Annotated in this window: 22 protein-coding genes; 5 read left to right on the top strand and 17 right to left on the bottom strand. The window is 25.3% G+C overall.

Features of this window, described 5'->3' with window-relative positions; all coding sequences use genetic code 11:
• Window positions 1-211 precede the first annotated feature (211 nt).
• Window positions 212-340, top strand: a complete 129-nt coding sequence (locus tag ACQPVP_RS05945) for a hypothetical protein (protein ID WP_430848096.1) — start codon at window positions 212-214, stop codon at window positions 338-340.
• Between the two features lie 81 nt (window positions 341-421).
• Here ACQPVP_RS05945 and ACQPVP_RS05940 read toward each other — a convergent pair whose 3' ends face one another.
• The 5 genes from ACQPVP_RS05940 to ACQPVP_RS05920 form a co-directional block, all read right to left on the bottom strand.
• A complete protein-coding gene (locus ACQPVP_RS05940; protein WP_430848094.1) occupies window positions 422-997 on the bottom strand; it encodes a hypothetical protein in 576 nt (191 codons plus the stop codon).
• Window positions 998-1,008: 11 nt separating this feature from the next.
• The gene (locus tag ACQPVP_RS05935) at window positions 1,009-1,722 is read right to left on the bottom strand and encodes an ABC-2 transporter permease (RefSeq protein WP_430848092.1); all 714 of its coding nucleotides are present in this window, start codon (window positions 1,720-1,722) and stop codon (window positions 1,009-1,011) included.
• Window positions 1,722-2,555, bottom strand: a complete 834-nt coding sequence (locus ACQPVP_RS05930) for an ABC transporter ATP-binding protein (protein WP_430848090.1) — start codon at window positions 2,553-2,555, stop codon at window positions 1,722-1,724. The genes ACQPVP_RS05935 and ACQPVP_RS05930 overlap by 1 nt, the downstream gene beginning before the upstream one ends.
• A gap of 1 nt (window position 2,556) precedes the next feature.
• Window positions 2,557-2,931 (bottom strand): GntR family transcriptional regulator, encoded by a 375-nt coding sequence (locus tag ACQPVP_RS05925; protein ID WP_430842332.1) that lies wholly within the window; start codon window positions 2,929-2,931, stop codon window positions 2,557-2,559.
• A gap of 215 nt (window positions 2,932-3,146) precedes the next feature.
• Window positions 3,147-3,629, bottom strand: coding sequence for a GNAT family N-acetyltransferase (locus ACQPVP_RS05920; RefSeq protein ID WP_430842334.1), 483 nt, complete (start codon window positions 3,627-3,629; stop codon window positions 3,147-3,149).
• A gap of 101 nt (window positions 3,630-3,730) precedes the next feature.
• Between ACQPVP_RS05920 and ACQPVP_RS05915 the strand changes: the two genes are divergently transcribed.
• Window positions 3,731-4,696, top strand: a complete 966-nt coding sequence (locus tag ACQPVP_RS05915; RefSeq protein ID WP_430848088.1) for a hypothetical protein — start codon at window positions 3,731-3,733, stop codon at window positions 4,694-4,696.
• Between the two features lie 124 nt (window positions 4,697-4,820).
• On the opposite strand, the gene ACQPVP_RS05910 is transcribed toward ACQPVP_RS05915, so the two are convergent.
• Together ACQPVP_RS05910 and ACQPVP_RS05905 are read right to left on the bottom strand one after the other, a co-directional pair.
• Window positions 4,821-5,447 carry a DUF488 family protein gene (locus ACQPVP_RS05910; protein WP_430848086.1) on the bottom strand — a complete coding sequence of 209 codons (627 nt, stop codon included), beginning with the start codon at window positions 5,445-5,447 and terminating at the stop codon, window positions 4,821-4,823.
• A gap of 9 nt (window positions 5,448-5,456) precedes the next feature.
• Complete coding sequence (locus ACQPVP_RS05905) at window positions 5,457-8,474, bottom strand: SNF2-related protein (RefSeq protein WP_430848084.1); 3,018 nt, start codon at window positions 8,472-8,474, stop codon at window positions 5,457-5,459.
• A gap of 206 nt (window positions 8,475-8,680) precedes the next feature.
• Here ACQPVP_RS05905 and ACQPVP_RS05900 point away from each other — a divergent pair, with 206 nt between their 5' ends.
• Complete coding sequence (locus ACQPVP_RS05900) at window positions 8,681-8,815, top strand: aspartyl-phosphate phosphatase Spo0E family protein (RefSeq protein WP_430842342.1); 135 nt, start codon at window positions 8,681-8,683, stop codon at window positions 8,813-8,815.
• Between the two features lie 762 nt (window positions 8,816-9,577).
• Here ACQPVP_RS05900 and ACQPVP_RS05895 read toward each other — a convergent pair.
• The 4 genes from ACQPVP_RS05895 to ACQPVP_RS05880 form a co-directional block, all read right to left on the bottom strand.
• On the bottom strand, window positions 9,578-10,231 hold the full coding sequence (locus ACQPVP_RS05895) for a TIGR00266 family protein (protein WP_430840562.1): 654 nt from the start codon (window positions 10,229-10,231) through the stop codon (window positions 9,578-9,580).
• A gap of 69 nt (window positions 10,232-10,300) precedes the next feature.
• A complete protein-coding gene (locus tag ACQPVP_RS05890) occupies window positions 10,301-10,864 on the bottom strand; it encodes a histidine phosphatase family protein (protein ID WP_430848082.1) in 564 nt (187 codons plus the stop codon).
• Window positions 10,865-10,893: 29 nt separating this feature from the next.
• Window positions 10,894-11,247: a DUF4440 domain-containing protein gene (locus ACQPVP_RS05885; protein ID WP_430840560.1), complete on the bottom strand. Its 354-nt coding sequence runs from the start codon at window positions 11,245-11,247 to the stop codon at window positions 10,894-10,896.
• Window positions 11,248-11,334: 87 nt separating this feature from the next.
• A complete protein-coding gene (locus ACQPVP_RS05880) occupies window positions 11,335-11,754 on the bottom strand; it encodes a MerR family transcriptional regulator (RefSeq protein ID WP_430848080.1) in 420 nt (139 codons plus the stop codon).
• A 120-nt stretch (window positions 11,755-11,874) separates the two neighbouring features.
• Here ACQPVP_RS05880 and ACQPVP_RS05875 point away from each other — a divergent pair, with 120 nt between their 5' ends.
• Window positions 11,875-12,726, top strand: a complete 852-nt coding sequence (locus ACQPVP_RS05875; RefSeq protein ID WP_430840558.1) for an aldo/keto reductase — start codon at window positions 11,875-11,877, stop codon at window positions 12,724-12,726.
• A gap of 138 nt (window positions 12,727-12,864) precedes the next feature.
• On the opposite strand, the gene ACQPVP_RS05870 is transcribed toward ACQPVP_RS05875, so the two are convergent.
• Window positions 12,865-13,296, bottom strand: a complete 432-nt coding sequence (locus ACQPVP_RS05870; RefSeq protein WP_430848078.1) for a hypothetical protein — start codon at window positions 13,294-13,296, stop codon at window positions 12,865-12,867.
• A gap of 737 nt (window positions 13,297-14,033) precedes the next feature.
• Between ACQPVP_RS05870 and ACQPVP_RS05865 the strand changes: the two genes are divergently transcribed.
• Entirely contained in the window at window positions 14,034-14,759 is a 726-nt protein-coding gene (locus ACQPVP_RS05865) for a GNAT family N-acetyltransferase (RefSeq protein ID WP_430840555.1), read from the top strand.
• A 157-nt stretch (window positions 14,760-14,916) separates the two neighbouring features.
• Here the strand turns inward: ACQPVP_RS05865 and ACQPVP_RS05860 are convergent, their stop codons facing one another.
• The 5 genes from ACQPVP_RS05860 to ACQPVP_RS05840 form a co-directional block, all read right to left on the bottom strand.
• Window positions 14,917-15,420 carry an HIT family protein gene (locus ACQPVP_RS05860; RefSeq protein WP_430840554.1) on the bottom strand — a complete coding sequence of 168 codons (504 nt, stop codon included), beginning with the start codon at window positions 15,418-15,420 and terminating at the stop codon, window positions 14,917-14,919.
• 217 nt (window positions 15,421-15,637) lie between these two features.
• Window positions 15,638-16,495 (bottom strand): hypothetical protein, encoded by an 858-nt coding sequence (locus ACQPVP_RS05855; protein WP_430848076.1) that lies wholly within the window; start codon window positions 16,493-16,495, stop codon window positions 15,638-15,640.
• Window positions 16,496-16,523: 28 nt separating this feature from the next.
• Complete coding sequence (locus ACQPVP_RS05850) at window positions 16,524-16,781, bottom strand: hypothetical protein (protein WP_430840552.1); 258 nt, start codon at window positions 16,779-16,781, stop codon at window positions 16,524-16,526.
• Window positions 16,782-16,834: 53 nt separating this feature from the next.
• The gene (locus tag ACQPVP_RS05845; protein WP_430840551.1) at window positions 16,835-17,359 is read right to left on the bottom strand and encodes a GNAT family N-acetyltransferase; all 525 of its coding nucleotides are present in this window, start codon (window positions 17,357-17,359) and stop codon (window positions 16,835-16,837) included.
• 138 nt (window positions 17,360-17,497) lie between these two features.
• Window positions 17,498-17,668, bottom strand: a complete 171-nt coding sequence (locus tag ACQPVP_RS05840) for a hypothetical protein (protein WP_430840550.1) — start codon at window positions 17,666-17,668, stop codon at window positions 17,498-17,500.
• Window positions 17,669-17,753: the final 85 nt, after the last annotated feature.

The following is a 17,753-nucleotide window of genomic DNA, read 5'->3' as shown; positions in this document are numbered from 1 at the left end:
AAAAAAGTGAATATAACATATAAATATTTTTTTATAAATCTGGATATACTAAATTTTATTAAAATATTTACTATAGCATAAATCATACTTTTGATAATCTAATAAATATCAGACTTGATAAATTAATAACTATCATTTTTATGTAACTTTTATTAATAATATGATTATAATATAGTATACTAATACAATAAAACATAAAGGGGTGTTATTTATGGATGGATTAGCATGCATGCTTAGTAAAAAATGTAGAAGAGAAAAGTCACAAGAAATTGTAAAAAATATAAATGAAGAACAAAATGCATATGATATAATTTATGGAAAAAAAGAAAAGCAAAATTAATTTATAAATTTTGCTTAAATATATTAATTGAATAATTTATAAAAAAAGTAGAAGCAATTGCTCCTACTTTTTTACTATATATTATTCTATTGTATATGGGTCTATTGTATTATCTATAAACTCTACGCTACTACTAGAAAAAGCATTTCCAACTACAGTATTTTTATTAATCTTATACTTAAAATATTGAATATTATACGAAATAGTCATTCTATTTGTATCAAAAACTTCTTTATCAAATTTTAATCCTTTAGAGATTTCAAATACATATTCCCTTTCTTCATTAGGTCCAAAGTAAGAACTAAAATCATACTTATCTCCTTCTTTATAATTCAATAATGCTTTTCTTTCATCATTATCATATCCCTTAAATATAGGACCAGCATTTCCTAAATATACAGAAGAATTGTTTGAAAATTGTAAATTAATATCATAAAAACTAGCATAATAATCAGTGCTATTCTTTACACTTATTTTTATCTTGTAAAAATCATCTTCTTCTTCAAATCCAACATATTTTATCATTGGCTTATCCTGCTCATAATTCACTGAATCTTCATATAAAACCTTATCATCTAAAGCAAATTTAAATCCTAATATAAAGATAAAGCTTAAAATGAAAATACTTAAACTCACTAATATAAACTTTTTATTCATCTTCTAGCCTCCTATCCTAAATCTCTATTTTCATATATTTTTAAAGTTATATAATTTGAAACCAAGAATAGAATTATTGCTATTATGAATAATAAAATAATATATATAGTGGTTGCTATAACTTTATAATCATAATTGTTAAATTTAAATATATTATAAGTTAAAACTCCAATTTTCCTAGATAAACTAATTAAGACTGTCTCTTTTCCGCTTTCAATAAAATTATTAATAGTATTAGCATTGCTTCTAAAACTTAAGTATCCAATAAATATGGTAATAAATGGAGCTAACACTCTTCCCACTTTATACTTAAATTTAAAAATAATAGGCAGTATTATTGAAAAACTAAATAATATAGTTGTACTACTTACAATAACATCATGAAGCACCATAACTCTTGTTGAGTTTAAAATATTTATTCCAAATAAGATGTACATTAGTATATTAGATAAAAATAATATTAAAAGTACTAATATATACTTTGAATAAACTACATCTTCTCTTTTATTTGGAAGGCTTAACATATAGCTTTCAGTATTATTTAAACTATCATAATAAAAACTATTCATAACTACCACATAAGTAATAATTATAGGAAGAATAGTCGGAAATATATATGAAAATATACTTAGTAAAAATAACCCAACTATAAAGGTTAATATAACTGCTTTTAATGACTTTATTTTAAATGATACTAATAAATCCTTTTTTATCAATTGAAGCATTACTTTTCCCCCTTTATATAGTGATACATAATATCTTCTAAAGATGGTGTACTTATATTTTCTAAAACTAAGTCTTTTTTGTTTATAAATAATCCCTCTTCATAATACTTATTTTTCTTAATAGATATAAAATTTAAATCACTATTTTCTAATTCTTCTTTTGACCCTCTAAAAAGTCTAAATCTCTCTCTTATCCATTCCATATCTTCTGTAAAAACTAATTTTCCCTTATTAATAAATGTTATATAATCTGCAATTCCATCTAAATCTGAAGTTATATGAGTTGAAATAATAATACTCTTACTTCCCTCTTCAATTACTTCTTGTAAAAGCTTTAAAATCTCTTTCCTAACTATTGGATCTAAGCCTGCTGTTGGCTCATCTAAAATTATTAGTTTTGCATCATGAGATAAGGCACCTGCAAGCATAACCTTAATAGCTTCCCCCTTTGATAGGTTACCAATATAACTTTTATTTTTAATTCCAAAGCCTTCAATATATGAATCAAACAACTTTTCATCAAATTTAGAATAGGACTTCTTTAATATTCTTTTATAATCTTTAATATTTAAGTGCTCATAAAAATTAAAATTATCAAAAACAAAACCAATATTATCTTTAACATAAACCTCTTCTTTAAAGATATCCTTATTGAAAACCTTAATTTCACCTTCATCAGGTTTTATTAACCCAAGAAGAAGTTTAATTAATGTTGTTTTTCCTGAACCATTTGGTCCAATTAATCCCATAATATATCCTTCTTTTAATTCAAAAGACATATTTTCAAGCTTAAAATTTCCCCTACTTTTACTGATATTCTCCAATCTAATCATACTAATCCCCTTCATACAATAAATCTATCATACTCTTAATATCATTTTTACTTATCTTTATAGACCTAGCTATATTCAAAATATCTTCTAGTTTTTCTTCTATTTCCTTTAGTTTTTCTTCATATACTAATTCCTTATTAAAATAAGATACATAGCAGCCCTTTCCTCCTACTGTTTCTATAAAGCCTTGATTTTCAAGTTCCTCATAAGCTCTTTTAGTAGTTATTACACTAATATTTAAATCCTTTGCTAAGGATCTAATAGAAGGTAATTTTTCATTTGGTTCTAAACTTCCACTTATAATGGCTTCCTTAATTGAATTAACTATTTGCTCATATATTGGAAGTTTTGAGGAATTACTAATTAATATCTTCATTGTCTCACCTCTTAAACTGTATTATCCGTAAATACTGTATATGTATACTATATACAGTATAGTTATAAATGTCAATATATTCTAACGTTTTTTCTATTATATAGATATATTTAAATAAATAAAGTGAAAAATATCCTATTGCTTATTTACTATAAAAACTATAGTTGATTTACAACAAAATTTCTCCACTTATAATTTAATATATAAATTCTCTTTTATTTCTTTTCCATTCTTATATTTTTCTCTACCATCCCCATTGCTTTATAAAATTCTAATGCACTTTTATTAAAACTCCATACACCAAGTTCTAAAGTATCTACACCTTTACTTTTTACTAATTTATAAATATATTCAAATAAATTTTTACCTAAGCCCTGTCTTCTAAAATCTTCTCTAATACAAATTTCATCTATATAAGCAAAATATTTATCCTTTAATAAATCTACATTTTTTAAATCTACGTACCTTACAATTGCATAGCCAACTATTTTTTCATCTAATGTAATAACCAATATTTCTATCTCCCTATCCTTTAGTAGTTCATTAAAGTAAGTTCTATAAATAGTTTTCCTAGCTTCCTTATATATATCCGGTCTATTCTTTACATGATATAAATGCAATTCTTTTGAAATACTACTTATATTCCTATAATCACTTAATTTAGCAAGCCTGATATTTACCCCATAAAATCCCCCCATTGATATATCAATATAAAATCCTTAATTAACAATTATTGTATGTAACATTATTAATTTTTTTACCTATAATAATTATAAAGTATTACATTAGGAGTTTATTTATGAATTATAACGATGATGACTCAATTCTTTATCAAGATGATTCTATGTTAAGACCACCTCAATTTACAAACTTCAATCCAATGATTCCTAATCCTATTCCCGGATTTCCAGGTGGTCCATCTCAAGGAAGTAACTTAAATATAGGTCCACCACCTAATTTTATTCCTTCTAAGGATAGTGCTGAAGTTAAAAGTTTAAATCAAGGTTCAACTGGAAAGAGTAAAGGAAGTGGTTCTCAAACTAAGGCTGTAAGTCCAGGCTCCATTAGCTTTTGCTTATTTAAATTTACTTATATATGGGAAAGAGGAGGTAGAAATTACTGGGCCTTCTTATTAAATGTAGATAGAAGAAGTGTTTCTGGATTACGTTGGTTTAGAGGAAGATGGGTTTACTTTGGTGTAGACCTAAATAGGATAGACTCATTTATATGCTATAGAAGTGAAGTAAATGATAAGAATGGTTTAAGAAAAGAATCATTAACCACTGCTAAGAAAGAGTTTACAACAGATAATATTAAAAATACTTATTCAAAGGTTTTATCTTCTATTGAAATACCTGAAGAAAGAAATGACTTTTTAGAAAATTACTTAGGAGAAGTAGAAGGAAATGATTTAACTGTAAAAATACCATGTAAACAAAGAAGAACTATAAGTTATAGAATAGTTCTAGAAGTTAAATATCCTGAAAGTTTTAATAAGGATATGATAGATGAAATTAATAATATAGCACTTGAAGCATCAAAGGAAGCAGCAAAATCTTTGGATGAATTTAGAGACAATAAACACTTCTTAACTCCTTTAGAGATATTTAATTCATCAGCAAAAAATATAGGGAAATCTATAAAAGTATTTTCTGAAGAATTTACAACTAAATTAAAAAAACTTAAACTTCCTAGAGAAGAATCAAAAGAAATTGAATACACTATAGTAGAAGAAAAAATAGAAGAACCTTGGCGAGTAATTTAGTGCTTCGCTTCGCTAGCACAATGAATGATGAATAATTAAAAATTAAGGAAAAAAACTCCTAAAGGAGTTTTGAAAATTATAAATTGAGCTACTATTGCGGTAGCTCAATTTTCTTATTTAGCTTCTAGTTTTTATTTATAGGCAAATTTTCAATCCTATAACCAATTTCTTTATTTGCCATTCTATAACCTTCATTTATCATTTCTTCTCTACTCATTTCATTGCCTAATAAAGCATCTATAGTTAACTGAGATCTATCTGGGAAATACTTATCTAAAACTCTTTCATCTATGTAATCTTGATCTTTAATACTTAAATCATCTAAAATATGCATAACATTAAAGCCTGCTTTCTTTAAAGCTCTACCAACTAAAATACTTCTATGACATCTTATAGGATCTTGCATAGCTCCAAGTAAAGCAATTCTATATCCCTTATTACAACCATCCCTAAGTCTTTCTATGCCATTAAGGAAATCCTCTTCTTCTACTACTTTTTCAAAGTCAGAATATCCTTCTTTATTATAAGAAATCTTATTTATTCTCTTTGCTGCTAGCTCCTTAGCCATATAAATATATATAAAGCCTGCCTTTGTTAAAGTATATTTTATTCTTTCCTTATCAAATTGAACATTATATTTAGAATAAGGAGTTCCTCTAATATCTACAACAGTATTAATATTGTAATATCTTAGCATCTGTATTAACTTTTCCATTGTATAATTTGAATGACCTATAGTATATATATCCATATTCTTCTACTAACTAAAAAGATTTAGTAATTCCTCCTCTGTAATTGAATTTAATTTATTGCCATTTAACATATTTCCATCAATAATTTTGCTTATTAATTCCTTCTTTTCTTCTTGTAACTTTATAATTTTTTCTTCTATAGTATCTTTTGAAATTAGCTTTATAACTTCTACTACATTTTTTTGTCCTATTCTATAAGCCCTATCTGTAGCTTGGTCCTCTACTGCAGGATTCCACCATGGATCAAAATGTACAACTATATTTGCAGATGTTAAATTTAGTCCTACTCCACCTGCTTTTAAAGAAATTAAAAATATATTTGTTTTACCTTCATTAAATTCTTCAGCTAGTTTTAATCTTTCCTTTGCATTTATACTTCCATCTAAATATAAATATTCAATATTATTATCTTTTAACTTATTTCCTATTTTATTTAAAGCTGATGTAAATTGTGAAAATATAATTATCTTCTTATTGGCTTCTATACCTTCATTAACTATTTCTTCTATTGCCTTTAGCTTAGAACTTTCTTCTTTAAAGTCTTCTATTAAAAGCGAAGGATCTAAACATAATTGGCGTAATTTTGTAAGGTAAGATAATATTAATATCTTATTATCTTTATTTTCCTTAAGCCTAATCTTAATTTCCTTCATAGAGGAATTATAAACTTGTCTTTGTTTACTTGACATTGGAATTATATATTCTTTTTCAATTTTCTCAGGTAACTCATCTAATACTTCTTCTTTTAATCTTCTTAATATAAACGGAGAAATAAGCTCCTTTAATTCTTTTAAATCTTCATCATTTCCCTTAACAAATTTATCTTTAAACTTCTCTACAGAAAATAAATACATAGGCATTATAAAATCAAATATTGACCATAATTCAAGTAAATTATTTTCAATAGGAGTTCCTGTTAAAGCTATTTTACAATTAGCTTTTATAGATTTAACAGCTTCTGAAATTTTTGAAGCTTTATTCTTAATATTTTGCCCCTCATCAATTATACAAAAATCAAAATCCTTATCTTCATACAAAAGCAAGTCTCTTCTTAAAGTTCCATATGTAGTTAATAAAACATCATAATCTTTATAACTGTCTAAAAGAATATTTCTTTCCTTTAAACTACCATGAATAATCCCAACTTTTAAACTTGGTGCAAATTTTTCAAACTCATTTTTCCAATTATATAAAACAGAAGTAGGTGTAATTATTAAACTCCTTTTTCCTTCCTTAGATAGTAATAATGCTATAGTTTGAATAGTTTTTCCTAGTCCCATATCATCTGCAAGAATTCCTCCAAAACCTAAGTCTTCAATAGATCTTAGCCAGTTATACCCTACTTTTTGATATTCTCTAAGATTTGCATTTAAATTTTCTGGAACAATATATTCTTTATTTTTATTTTTCAACTTTTCTAATAAAATATTTATTTTTTCTTCTCCAGATATAAATGGAAGCTTTTTATTATTTATTTTATTTTCTAAGCGAATTAAATCAAATTTATCTATATCTATTTCTTCCTTATAAATATTATTAAATAAATTTAATTCTTCTAATGTTCTAAAAAATTCAGTTACTCTTAAATCCTTTAAATCTAAGAAACTATCTTTTTTAGTTCTATAAAAAGGACTTGCCATTTTTATTTCCCTTAATACTTCTGGAATTTCTTCGTATTCTAAACCATCTATTCTATAATCAAAATAAAATCCTTCATTATATTCTCTTAATGAGCTAGTAATACTTTTAGAATCTATTAACTTAATATTTTTAAAATCCTTAGATAATATTACTCTTCCTATTTTATTTAAAAATTCTAGTCCTTCTTTTAGTAATATATAATTATCTTCTTCATTTCCTATAAAAATAAATCTTTCATCTTTCTTTATAAACTTATATCTTTCAAGAGCCATTTCTAGCTTTTCAATAGCTCTTTCATCCCTAATACCATCTAATTTATTAATATATTCTATTTTTAAAGTACAAAAAATATTAGGCCCTTCTTTTTCTATATAAAACTTAGGTGTATTAATCTTATTTACTTCACCCTTAATACTTTCATCTATAATTATATCTTTTGATACTTCACCTAAAATAAATACTATCTTTTTTAAATTTTCATCTGTACTTTTATAAACTAAATTATCTTTTTCTTTTAATTTTTCATAAATACCTTTGTAATATTTTAATTGTTTTTCTGAGGGTAAGTATATTTTCTTATCATAAAGCCATATATCTTTATTACTATCTAAAGGAATTACACTTTTCTTTTGAGATTTTACTACTATTGCTTCACCCTTTTTCTTTATAGTAAAAATTAAAGGAATATCTTCCTTATAAATTTGAGATGTATAATTCATATAATCAAAATTTAAATTAATAATCTTTTTACTATCAATTAATACTAAAATCTTCTTAAGCTCATTATCATAAATCTTAAAACTTCTTCCATTAACAATTCTGCTTCTATCTTCTTTAAACTTTTCCCTTAAAAATTCTATAATTAAATAATCCTTATATTTAAATTTATTATCTTCATCAAATAAGAATTTTCCTAAAGCTTCAATTGCTATAGTTCCCTCTTTTCCTGCCCTTAATTCAAGATAATATTCATTTTTATTATTAGTCTTAACTTGCTTTAATTTTATATTAAGATTTAAAGACTTATTTAAATCTTTTATATTTTTTATTTCTTGTTTTTTAACTTTGTTAGAAACTTCATAGTAGAACTTATACATAGTTGCAATTATATGACTACAGGTATAATTTCTTATTTCTCTACTATTTTCCTCAAACTGATTGCAAGTACATTTAACTTCTTTAACTTCATCATTTAAATTAAACTTTATATGAGTACTATATTCATTTTTATTATCTAACACTCTTCCATAAATATGATAGGTATTATCAATCTTTTTACTTATAACCTTATTAACAAAACCTGCTTTAAATAAACTTTTTCCATTATTCTTAGAAATACTAGATCCTAATTTTAATAATGAGTTTATCATATTTCTTAAATTCATATTATCCCTCCTTTGCAAAGAGTACTTAATATTATATCACTATATATTTTCACTATACACTCTAAATTCCAGAAAATGTAGAAAATTATTGAACTTAATAATTAAAAGTTTAATCCAATACTTTTCCATTTTAATCTAATATTTACCTCCAATTTCCTATTGATTTTAAATAAACTAATTCCCTATAATTCTTAACAGGGGGATTTATGGATAAAATAGAACAATTACGAAAAGAATTAGAAGAGCTTTATATAAAAGAAGGCCTTACGGAAAAAGTTGTGGAACTTAGCAAGAAACTCGACGAATTAATTATTGAAATTCAATTAAAGAATAAAGATTAAGAATTATTTACAAAATGTTATTCCAGTATATGATTTTATTTTATATCACAGTCAGTCTTAGGACAGCTTTTTATTTTGTATTAATTATTAACCTTAAAAATGAAATAATTATTAATATTAACTAATTAAATAATTATCGTTAAAAATAAAAAAGGAGCTGTATTAGATTGATTTTATAAATCAATTTTGATACGACCTCTTTCTCACTTTTTATATTATTTAAAGATTTTTCACTTCAAGAAGAAAATTCTTTGGATACTTGAATTTATTTATTATCTTTAGATTTTGTGCATTTTGATCTATATACGCAATACTTATTAATATCAGAGTTTTATGTATTTTGAAAGTTACACTGGGTTTGATGGATTTCATTAATAAGTACTGCTTACTTATATTTTATTACCCAATGCAAACGTTGTCAATATTTGCTGTTAATATTTTGACATTGGATTTAATATAGATGTAAGTTGACTATACTACATAAAAAAATTTCAATAAAAAAGTATTAAAATATCATATCTAGGTTCCGTCGCTTCGCTCCAAGTCACCTTGCTATGATATTTTAATACTTCAAAACTGAAGGATGGAAATTATAAAAGATTATTCACAGGGTAACCTCATTATAATTTCCTAAAGAACAAAAAAATAACACCCAACATAAGCTAAGTGCTATTCTCTAGACTAAATATCAAAATAAATATTTTTAATCTTATATATAAAATTTTTTAAATAATATTTTTGAAGAATTATTTCAAATCCCCTTTATTTCGAGGTCTGAAGTAGCATTGCAGGATTTCTAGTTTGAATCCATAATTCTCCTGGTCCTTGGAATTTACATACTAAACCTTCACCACCAGCAATTGAACTAAATACTCCAGACATAAATTCTGTGCTATACTTCATTCTACTATCCCAAAGTACCATATGATTACTATCTACTATATATGTTTCACCTGGCTGAAGTTCCTTTTTAATAATTGCACCATAAGAGCTAATAACTAAAGTTCCTACTCCAGAAGCTTGCATTTGAATTAATCCCTCGCCTGAAAACATACCACTTATCCCACCAGATTTAGTAGTTACATCTATTCCTGAAGTAGATGCTAAAAAGGTTGAACGACCAAGTCTATAAGAAATGCTACCATCCATTTCTACTAATTTAATATCTCCTAAAAATTGAGGAGCTAATATTAATTCTCCATCTTCTTTAGCTCTAAATCTTTGAATAAAGAATCCTTCACCAGAAAACATTCTCCCTAACGTCTTACCTAAACCTCCAGTTTTAGCTTTAACCTCAAATACCGGACTCATAGAAACCATAGCCCCTGATTCAATTACATATTCTTCTCCTCTAGTTGCATTGATTTTTAATGCCTTATTACTATCACTACATAAAAGTTCAAATTTATTTTCCATTATTATCCCTCCCATATTAAATATATTTATATATTTTGCTTGTCCTCTTTCTTTAATAAATTTTTTGAATTAAATTTCTAAAATGTAATTTATATTTCTCAATTTAATATCTTCAAATTCAAATACTACAATTAAAGGCATTACATCTTTAATTTTATTAAAGGAAGAGTGATTAAAATTACTATCATAATAATTAATTATTGTACTTAATGCAGTTCCATGTGTACCTATCACAATATTTTCTTCCTCATTTTCATTAAGAATTTTTTGTAATTCTTTTATGTTTCTATCTTGTACTTCTTTTAAAGATTCCCCATCATTAAGGTTGTAATTAAAGTCCCTCCATTGTTTTTCACAAAATCCATTAAATTCTTCTATCCATTCACTACTTATTTTTCTTTCCCTAAAATCTTCAACTACTTTAATATCCATATTTAAATTAGCCGCAAAATCCCCTATAGTATCAATTGCTCTTTTATAGGGACTTGAATATATTTTAGTTATATTCTTATCTTTTAAATATTCAGTTACTTTTTTACTATTATTAATTCCTTCTTCGCTTAAAGGTCTTAATAGATCATCTTTTACTGAAAAATCAGGTTTAGCATGTCTCACAAAATAAATTCTATTCATATATACCCTCCATTATTCTAACTAAAAATCTATTTAACCATTGTTCCTTGATGGAATATCATTTTCCATTTGTTATCATACAACTTCCAAATAGAACTTCTAAGTGAACTTTTTACAGTATTGTCATTATGATAGATTTTATTTATCTTATATGTTGCTAAAATACAATCATTTGATAATTTTCTTGAATTAAAATCTATTATTTTAAATTCTACATTCTCCTCATAAAAAGTGTCGTCAATATTATAATTATAAATAACTCCTGAACTACAATATTCTATAAAATCCTCTGATAGCAATTCTCTTAATTTTTCAGTTGATTTTCTAATCTCTGGTTTTAATAATTCATTTTCTAGATTTAATATTAGTTCTTCGTATTTCAATAAATTCTATCCCCAATCTATATTATTAATATTTACTACATTCTAAATAAATCTTACACTTCTTATCTTTATTAACTTATTATAAATTTATGATATTTTAGATATAAAATTTTTATCCCATTGACCTGGATTAGTATCGTCAGGAATTTTATTATTCACAATGTCAGAATAATGTTTAATTTTTTGTTTCATATACTTAACACGCTTTTCTGCTTCCTCTAATTGAGTCTCTGCTATTTCTTTTTGCTTTAAAATAATTTCATAACGCTCTGGAACAGTAGAATCTCCCTTAAGACATAGTTCAACATACTCTTTTATAGCTTCAATAGACATTCCAGTTGCTTTTAGATATTTTATACCAGTTAACCAATTAAGCGACTCTTCATCAAATAATCGATTATTATTTTTATCACGCTTAACTGATGGTACAAGACCTTTATCAGTGTAATAACGAATAGTATGTTCTGTTAAATCCATTAATTTAGCTACTTCTTTTACTGTATACATAAAATCTCTCACTTTCTAAAAAACTCTTGACTTCGAGTTACTCTAATCTATTAAAGTAATTATATCACGAGATATTTATCCTCGTAAATCCAATACTAGAAAAAACTAGGAGTGATTATAATGAAAAATGTAACTTTAAATAATGGTATTGAAATGCCTATTTTAGGATTTGGTGTTTATCAAATTGAAGATCCTGTACAATGCGAACAAGCAGTTTACGATGCATTAATGACTGGTTATCGTTTAATTGATACTGCTGCAGCATATATGAATGAAGAAGCAGTTGGACGTGCCATAAAAAAAAGTGGTATTCCACGTGAAGAATTATTTATTACTACTAAACTTTGGATTCAAGATGCAAACTATGAAAGTACAAAGAAAGCATTTCAAAAATCTCTTAATCGTTTAGGATTAGATTATTTAGATTTATACCTAATTCATCAACCTTTTAATGATTATTATGGAGCATGGCGTGCTATGGAGGAACTTTATAAAGAAGGAAAGATTCGTGCAATTGGTGTATGTAACTTCTATCCAGATAGACTAATAGATTTAATTGATCATAATGACGTTGTTCCTGCTGTAAATCAAATAGAAACTCATGCCTTCTTCCAAAGAATAGAGGATCAGAAGATTATGGAAGAAAGAGGTGTGCAAATAGAATCTTGGGGACCTTTTGCTGAAGGTAAAAATAACATATTTCAAAATGAAATACTTAAGAGTATTGGTGAAAAATATAATAAATCAGTAGCTCAAGTTATTTTACGCTGGCTTGTTCAACGTAATGTTGTATGTATTCCAAAGTCAGTTCATAAAGAACGTATAGAAGAAAACTTTAATGTTTTTGATTTTGAGTTAAGTCTTGAGGATATGGAGAATATCTATCAACTAGACACAAAGGAAAGTCTATTCCTCTCTCATACTGATCCACAAACTGTAAGTTGGCTTGGTAATGCAAAATTTGATATATAAATTATATATCAAAAGAGTGTATCTATAAAATGATACACTCTTTTTTATAAATATTTTTGAATTAATCTTTCATATTTCTATCAACTTTTCTTCTAGCTTAAGAATATTAATTTTAAATCCTACTAGCTATTATATTATTTACTGTATTATTTCAAGTATTCTTTCTATAGAATTTGTATCTTCAATATTATTTGCTATATTTAACATTAATTCTCTCATATCTCTATCATCAGTTATCTTTTCAATCTTTTCTCCATTATTTATCATAATACCTTTAATTTCTATAAATAATCTAGATAAACTAATATCATAACCTTTTGATGGTACATCCCTACCTTCTTTTAAAGCAATATATGCACTTTGTGCCGCAACAATATTCCCATATTTTTGAGAATAAGCAAGCTCATCATTTAAATTTACTGGACTTGATGCAAACATTTCAATATGATATTTAATTGTATTTTTCAAAATACTTCTAAGAGTATTAATTTTATTATACTGATAAACACTAAATGAAATTAAGCAAATTGCTATAATTGATATTCCAAAATATATAGCTCTTTTCTTCAAAACTCTTACCCTCCTTACCACACTTTTAAATTATTATGGTAAAAGTGAACCCTTAACTCTATGTTTAATCTTCCATTTTATTTAGTTATTTTAATTATAACATAAATTAAGTAATATTATGTTATTTAAAGATAATTTTTCCATAATTTAATGATTTATATCAATACAAATTCCACTTTTCAGCATATATTAAAAATTTTATGGGTATAATCACTATAATTATATACTATAGTGTGGTTTTTAAGAAAATTGAATAGCATTATTTGGTAAAATATGTTATATTTAGTGTGTTATGTTTTTATTTTTAAAATTAAAGTTAGGGGGATTTTATGAGAAAATTATTTAACAAACCTAAAAAATATAAGTTCATAATATTAGAATCATTCATTTGTTTTATTCTACTTTATATAATTAATTTTTACATTAATCATAGTCCATTAAAACTAACATTATGGATATTAGTTATAGTAGCTGAATACTTGTTAATACAATATCATAAAAATTAAATAGAAAAATCATGGGAATACTATTAAAGAAAAATAATATATAATTGAGTCATAGTTGAAATTAGTAGTATTTTAAGTAATTGAATTTTAGGGGGCTTGGATATGAAAATAAAGATATACGATACAGTACAAGGTTTTTTAAAAGAAAATGAAGAATCACTTTTAGAAAAATAGTCTGTAACTCAATTAATTCTTCATAATGCTTTTGTAAGCAAAGAAAAAGATACTAATATGGATTTGATATTTGGAAGAATAGATGATGAACAAGAGAATACAAAGCTTATATTTGCTAATGTCAAACCTTATAATCTTTTAATTTATAATTTAGATAATGATACGTTGGATGCTATTAAATCCTTAGCTGATTACATTATAAAAGATGGAATAGATTTAAAAGGCATTAATGCCAATAAAAAAATCTGTGACGAGTTTATAGATTATTATGGATATAAAACAAAATGTGCTTTTAAAGAATATTTAGCTATGGATGTTATGGCGATAACTGAACTTAATAATGATGTTATTTTACCTAAAGGAAATTTTAGAGTAGCTACCTGGGAAGATAAGAAATTATTAATAGATTGGCACATAAAATTTGCAAAGGAAGCCTTAAAGAAAGAAATATCCTATGAGGAGTTTAAAGACAAATTAAATGCACGAATTGAAAATAATAGTATTTATATTTTCGAGGATGAGAAACATAGACCAATGGCGATGATAGCATCTACAAGACAGCTTGTTAATGGTGTATCAGTAAGCTTAGTTTATTCAAGTAAAGAAGCTAGAGGAAAAGGTTATGGATTAGCTATAGTATATAACTTAAGCAAGGAATATCTAGGTAGAGGTAATAAATTCTGCAGTCTTTTCGTGGACAAGAAAAATCCAATATCTAATGGAGTTTATAAGAAAATAGGATATAATATTTTAGAGGATAACTATGACTATCGAATTATTTAAATTAGGATAATATTTCTAGAATTACCTCTAAAATTATTATAAATCTATGGTTTAATAACAATTATAATATTATCATATATCTTCTTAACTCTTTCTCATTTGTAAGATTTAGTGGAGCAAAATATTTATATAAGTTTAGTATCTATATTTTATATAATTATAATAACTTCTTTATTTTTTCTTTATATATTTCAACAATTTCATGATAATCCATTAAAATACCATCTTCTTTGACAAAGTTTTTGAAACCAATTGTCTCACCTTTTAATCGTGGAAATAAAGAAAAATGTAAGTGATTTCTTTTACCATCACACAATGTACACATGTATACTTTTTCTGCCCCTATAATTTCTTTATGCAACTTTATAATTGCATTTGATATTTTTAATATATGAGTCCCTAATTCTAGTGGCATTTCAGAAATATCCTCATAATGATCTTTTGCTACTATAGTTGTCTGACCAGTTGCCCGTGGAAATTTTTCAAATTGACACCTTACTTTATCATCTTCATAAATGATTAATCCTTCTCCTGGAAATATATCTTGTGTTTCAAAATTATAACACCCAAAGCATATCCCTTGCTCTTGTAACTCTTTTATTTTATTAGATCTTTGTTTTAACTGTATTTTTTCACTTTCTGATAATGCTTTAATATACAAACTCTCTCCCCCATTACTCTTCATTAATTTTTTTATCCAATTTATCTTCAAAATCTAAATAAGATACTTCTTATTTTAAAGTTTCTTTTAAAAATAATATCATAAGTCCTAATAAATACTTGATGTCAACTTTCTTATAAAGGAAACTCACTACTCACATTCCTTCGTAGGAGTAACTTCGACTGACTAAATCAAAGATTTAGAGTCTCAGTTAAATTTATAATCTTACCTGATAGCAACGATAACTACTAAAATAGTTAAATCCAATTTTTCCCACCATATCTAATTCTTCATCTTCAATATCATCAATAAAGAAAATAGTTTGTTTTATAGAAGGATTCTCGCTAAATAATTTATATACCCCTTGTGATAATAATGCCTCTTCAATCCTCTTTCCTTTATACTTATCTGAAACTGCAAGTCCAAAAACCTCTATTGTGTTTTCATCACATTCTGTAATAAAAACACTACCTTCTATAATACCTTTCTTCCTATAAACAAAAATATGCCAATCATCTAATGCTTCTCTTAACCGGTTGCTTGTCCAGTAAATCCCTTGAAAATGCTTATCATGAAAAGGCTTATAAGAATCAAAGTCAGATTTACAGATTTTAAAAATATTATCATTGCATTTTGTTCCTTTAAAGTCAGCTGTGCTCAATCTCATATCTAAACAAGAATCTATACATTCATAGCTATTTTCAATAAAATAATTATTAGCTTTTATATTTTCTTTGGGAAAACCAAACAAAGCTCTATAATTAGGATACTTACTTTTTAACATAACCATTAAATCATCTATAACTTCATTATATTTTGAAGAAATATAAACCCCAGTAGTCTGAAGATATTTTTCAGTCTCAATAAAAAAGAAGTTAATTACTGCAATAAGTTCATTATTTTCATAGTATCCAAGCAATATATTATTATCTTTTAACAAGCTCCTTTGGAAATTTTCTTCAAGCTTTCTTTTCTCCTTATACAAAGGATAACTTGATGTTTCTGGCATTTTACTTAACTCCCAAGCAAAATCGACTGCACTAGATATGTCATTTTTACTAATTTCCTTTAACATATAGCTTCCCCCTTAAAGCATCCTAAAGTTATTTTTTTAATAACTCATAGACATTATCATAATCATTCTTATGAACATATATATAATATGTTTTTGAATAATTAATATTTTCACCAAAGGTACCAGTTCTTGCTCGTCTAGATGATCCAAAAAAGCTTGGACTAGTATTGTCAACTACTCTATATTTATAATTAATTCCATTTGCAGAAAGTATATCACGTACTTCATTAAACCTTTGTAAATCAGAACTAACCAAAACCTCTTTTTGATTCCAAAACATTATCATATATCTTTCTCCCTTTTAAATTATTTTCTTCCATCTTCCCAAATAATATAAATTTATATTTTTAGTAATAAGTCTATTCGTACTTCCCTATTTTCAATATCATTATTTGTATACTCATTAATATCTATCCTTGAAAGTTTAAACCCATGTTTCTTATATAGTTGTATAGCTGGATAATTACAAGTTTGAGTTTCAAGAATAATGCCTCGACAGTTATTTAATATTTTGGCATATTCAATCATTTTTTCTATTAATCTATCTGCCATTCCTCTTCTTCTAAAATTCTCACTGACAAAAATATTACTGATTCTAAAAAGTTTGTGCCATTCTTCTGTACTACCTTCAATAAAAGCAACAAGAATATCATTTTCAATAATTCCAAATACAATTGGATCCTCTAACCACTCAGAAAACAATTCATCTTTAAACTGCTTTTTAGTTTTACTATTTTCAAACATTTTTAATTCAAGGTTAAAGCCACTCTCAGAACATATAACATCATAATATTTATCAGTTACATATTTAGCTGTAAATTTATATCCCTTATATTTATTTTTATCAATCGAAATTATTTCCATAAAATCACCCCACTAAACGCCTCTTTATATAGCTAATGATATTTTAATTAATCTAGATGAATTTTATAAATTGAAATTCTTAACTTTCCTTATGTTTATGCTATGCATTAGCATCTATAATTTATTTATAAATCATTTTTATTTAATTGTATTTACAGCATTATTTTTCTTTTTAATTGATACATATAAACAACCTAAGTAAATCAAAGCTATATTGCCAAAATATATAATTCCAGATTCCATTTCACCAGTTAAAAGTGCAACTATTCCACTAAATGTAACTATTGATAATGTCAATTTTTTATTCATTATATATAAACCTCCTTTCAAAATAAATATATCTATATTAATTATAGCCCAAAAATTAACAAATAAATTACTTTTCCTTATAATC

Source organism: Clostridium nigeriense, assembly GCF_050585265.1.
Classification (GTDB): domain Bacteria; phylum Bacillota; class Clostridia; order Clostridiales; family Clostridiaceae; genus Clostridium; species Clostridium nigeriense_B.
The sequence above is the reverse complement of the archived record's forward strand: the minus strand, read 5'-3'. Positions and strand labels throughout refer to the sequence as shown.

Excerpts from the sequence above, each read along its gene's own strand:
- ACQPVP_RS05945 (WP_430848096.1), top strand. The coding sequence starts at position 212 with ATGGATGGATTAGCATGCATGCTTAGTAAAAAATGTAGAAGAGAAAAG.
- ACQPVP_RS05940 (WP_430848094.1), bottom strand. The coding sequence starts at position 997 with ATGAATAAAAAGTTTATATTAGTGAGTTTAAGTATTTTCATTTTAAGC.
- ACQPVP_RS05935 (WP_430848092.1), bottom strand. The coding sequence starts at position 1,722 with ATGCTTCAATTGATAAAAAAGGATTTATTAGTATCATTTAAAATAAAG.
- ACQPVP_RS05930 (WP_430848090.1), bottom strand. The coding sequence starts at position 2,555 with ATGATTAGATTGGAGAATATCAGTAAAAGTAGGGGAAATTTTAAGCTT.
- ACQPVP_RS05925 (WP_430842332.1), bottom strand. The coding sequence starts at position 2,931 with ATGAAGATATTAATTAGTAATTCCTCAAAACTTCCAATATATGAGCAA.
- ACQPVP_RS05920 (WP_430842334.1), bottom strand. The coding sequence starts at position 3,629 with ATGGGGGGATTTTATGGGGTAAATATCAGGCTTGCTAAATTAAGTGAT.
- ACQPVP_RS05915 (WP_430848088.1), top strand. The coding sequence starts at position 3,731 with ATGAATTATAACGATGATGACTCAATTCTTTATCAAGATGATTCTATG.
- ACQPVP_RS05910 (WP_430848086.1), bottom strand. The coding sequence starts at position 5,447 with ATGGATATATATACTATAGGTCATTCAAATTATACAATGGAAAAGTTA.
- ACQPVP_RS05905 (WP_430848084.1), bottom strand. The coding sequence starts at position 8,474 with ATGAATTTAAGAAATATGATAAACTCATTATTAAAATTAGGATCTAGT.
- ACQPVP_RS05900 (WP_430842342.1), top strand. The coding sequence starts at position 8,681 with ATGGATAAAATAGAACAATTACGAAAAGAATTAGAAGAGCTTTATATA.
- ACQPVP_RS05895 (WP_430840562.1), bottom strand. The coding sequence starts at position 10,231 with ATGGAAAATAAATTTGAACTTTTATGTAGTGATAGTAATAAGGCATTA.
- ACQPVP_RS05890 (WP_430848082.1), bottom strand. The coding sequence starts at position 10,864 with ATGAATAGAATTTATTTTGTGAGACATGCTAAACCTGATTTTTCAGTA.
- ACQPVP_RS05880 (WP_430848080.1), bottom strand. The coding sequence starts at position 11,754 with ATGTATACAGTAAAAGAAGTAGCTAAATTAATGGATTTAACAGAACAT.
- ACQPVP_RS05875 (WP_430840558.1), top strand. The coding sequence starts at position 11,875 with ATGAAAAATGTAACTTTAAATAATGGTATTGAAATGCCTATTTTAGGA.
- ACQPVP_RS05865 (WP_430840555.1), top strand. The coding sequence starts at position 14,034 with ATGGATTTGATATTTGGAAGAATAGATGATGAACAAGAGAATACAAAG.
- ACQPVP_RS05855 (WP_430848076.1), bottom strand. The coding sequence starts at position 16,495 with ATGTTAAAGGAAATTAGTAAAAATGACATATCTAGTGCAGTCGATTTT.
- ACQPVP_RS05850 (WP_430840552.1), bottom strand. The coding sequence starts at position 16,781 with ATGATAATGTTTTGGAATCAAAAAGAGGTTTTGGTTAGTTCTGATTTA.
- ACQPVP_RS05845 (WP_430840551.1), bottom strand. The coding sequence starts at position 17,359 with ATGGAAATAATTTCGATTGATAAAAATAAATATAAGGGATATAAATTT.
- ACQPVP_RS05840 (WP_430840550.1), bottom strand. The coding sequence starts at position 17,668 with ATGAATAAAAAATTGACATTATCAATAGTTACATTTAGTGGAATAGTT.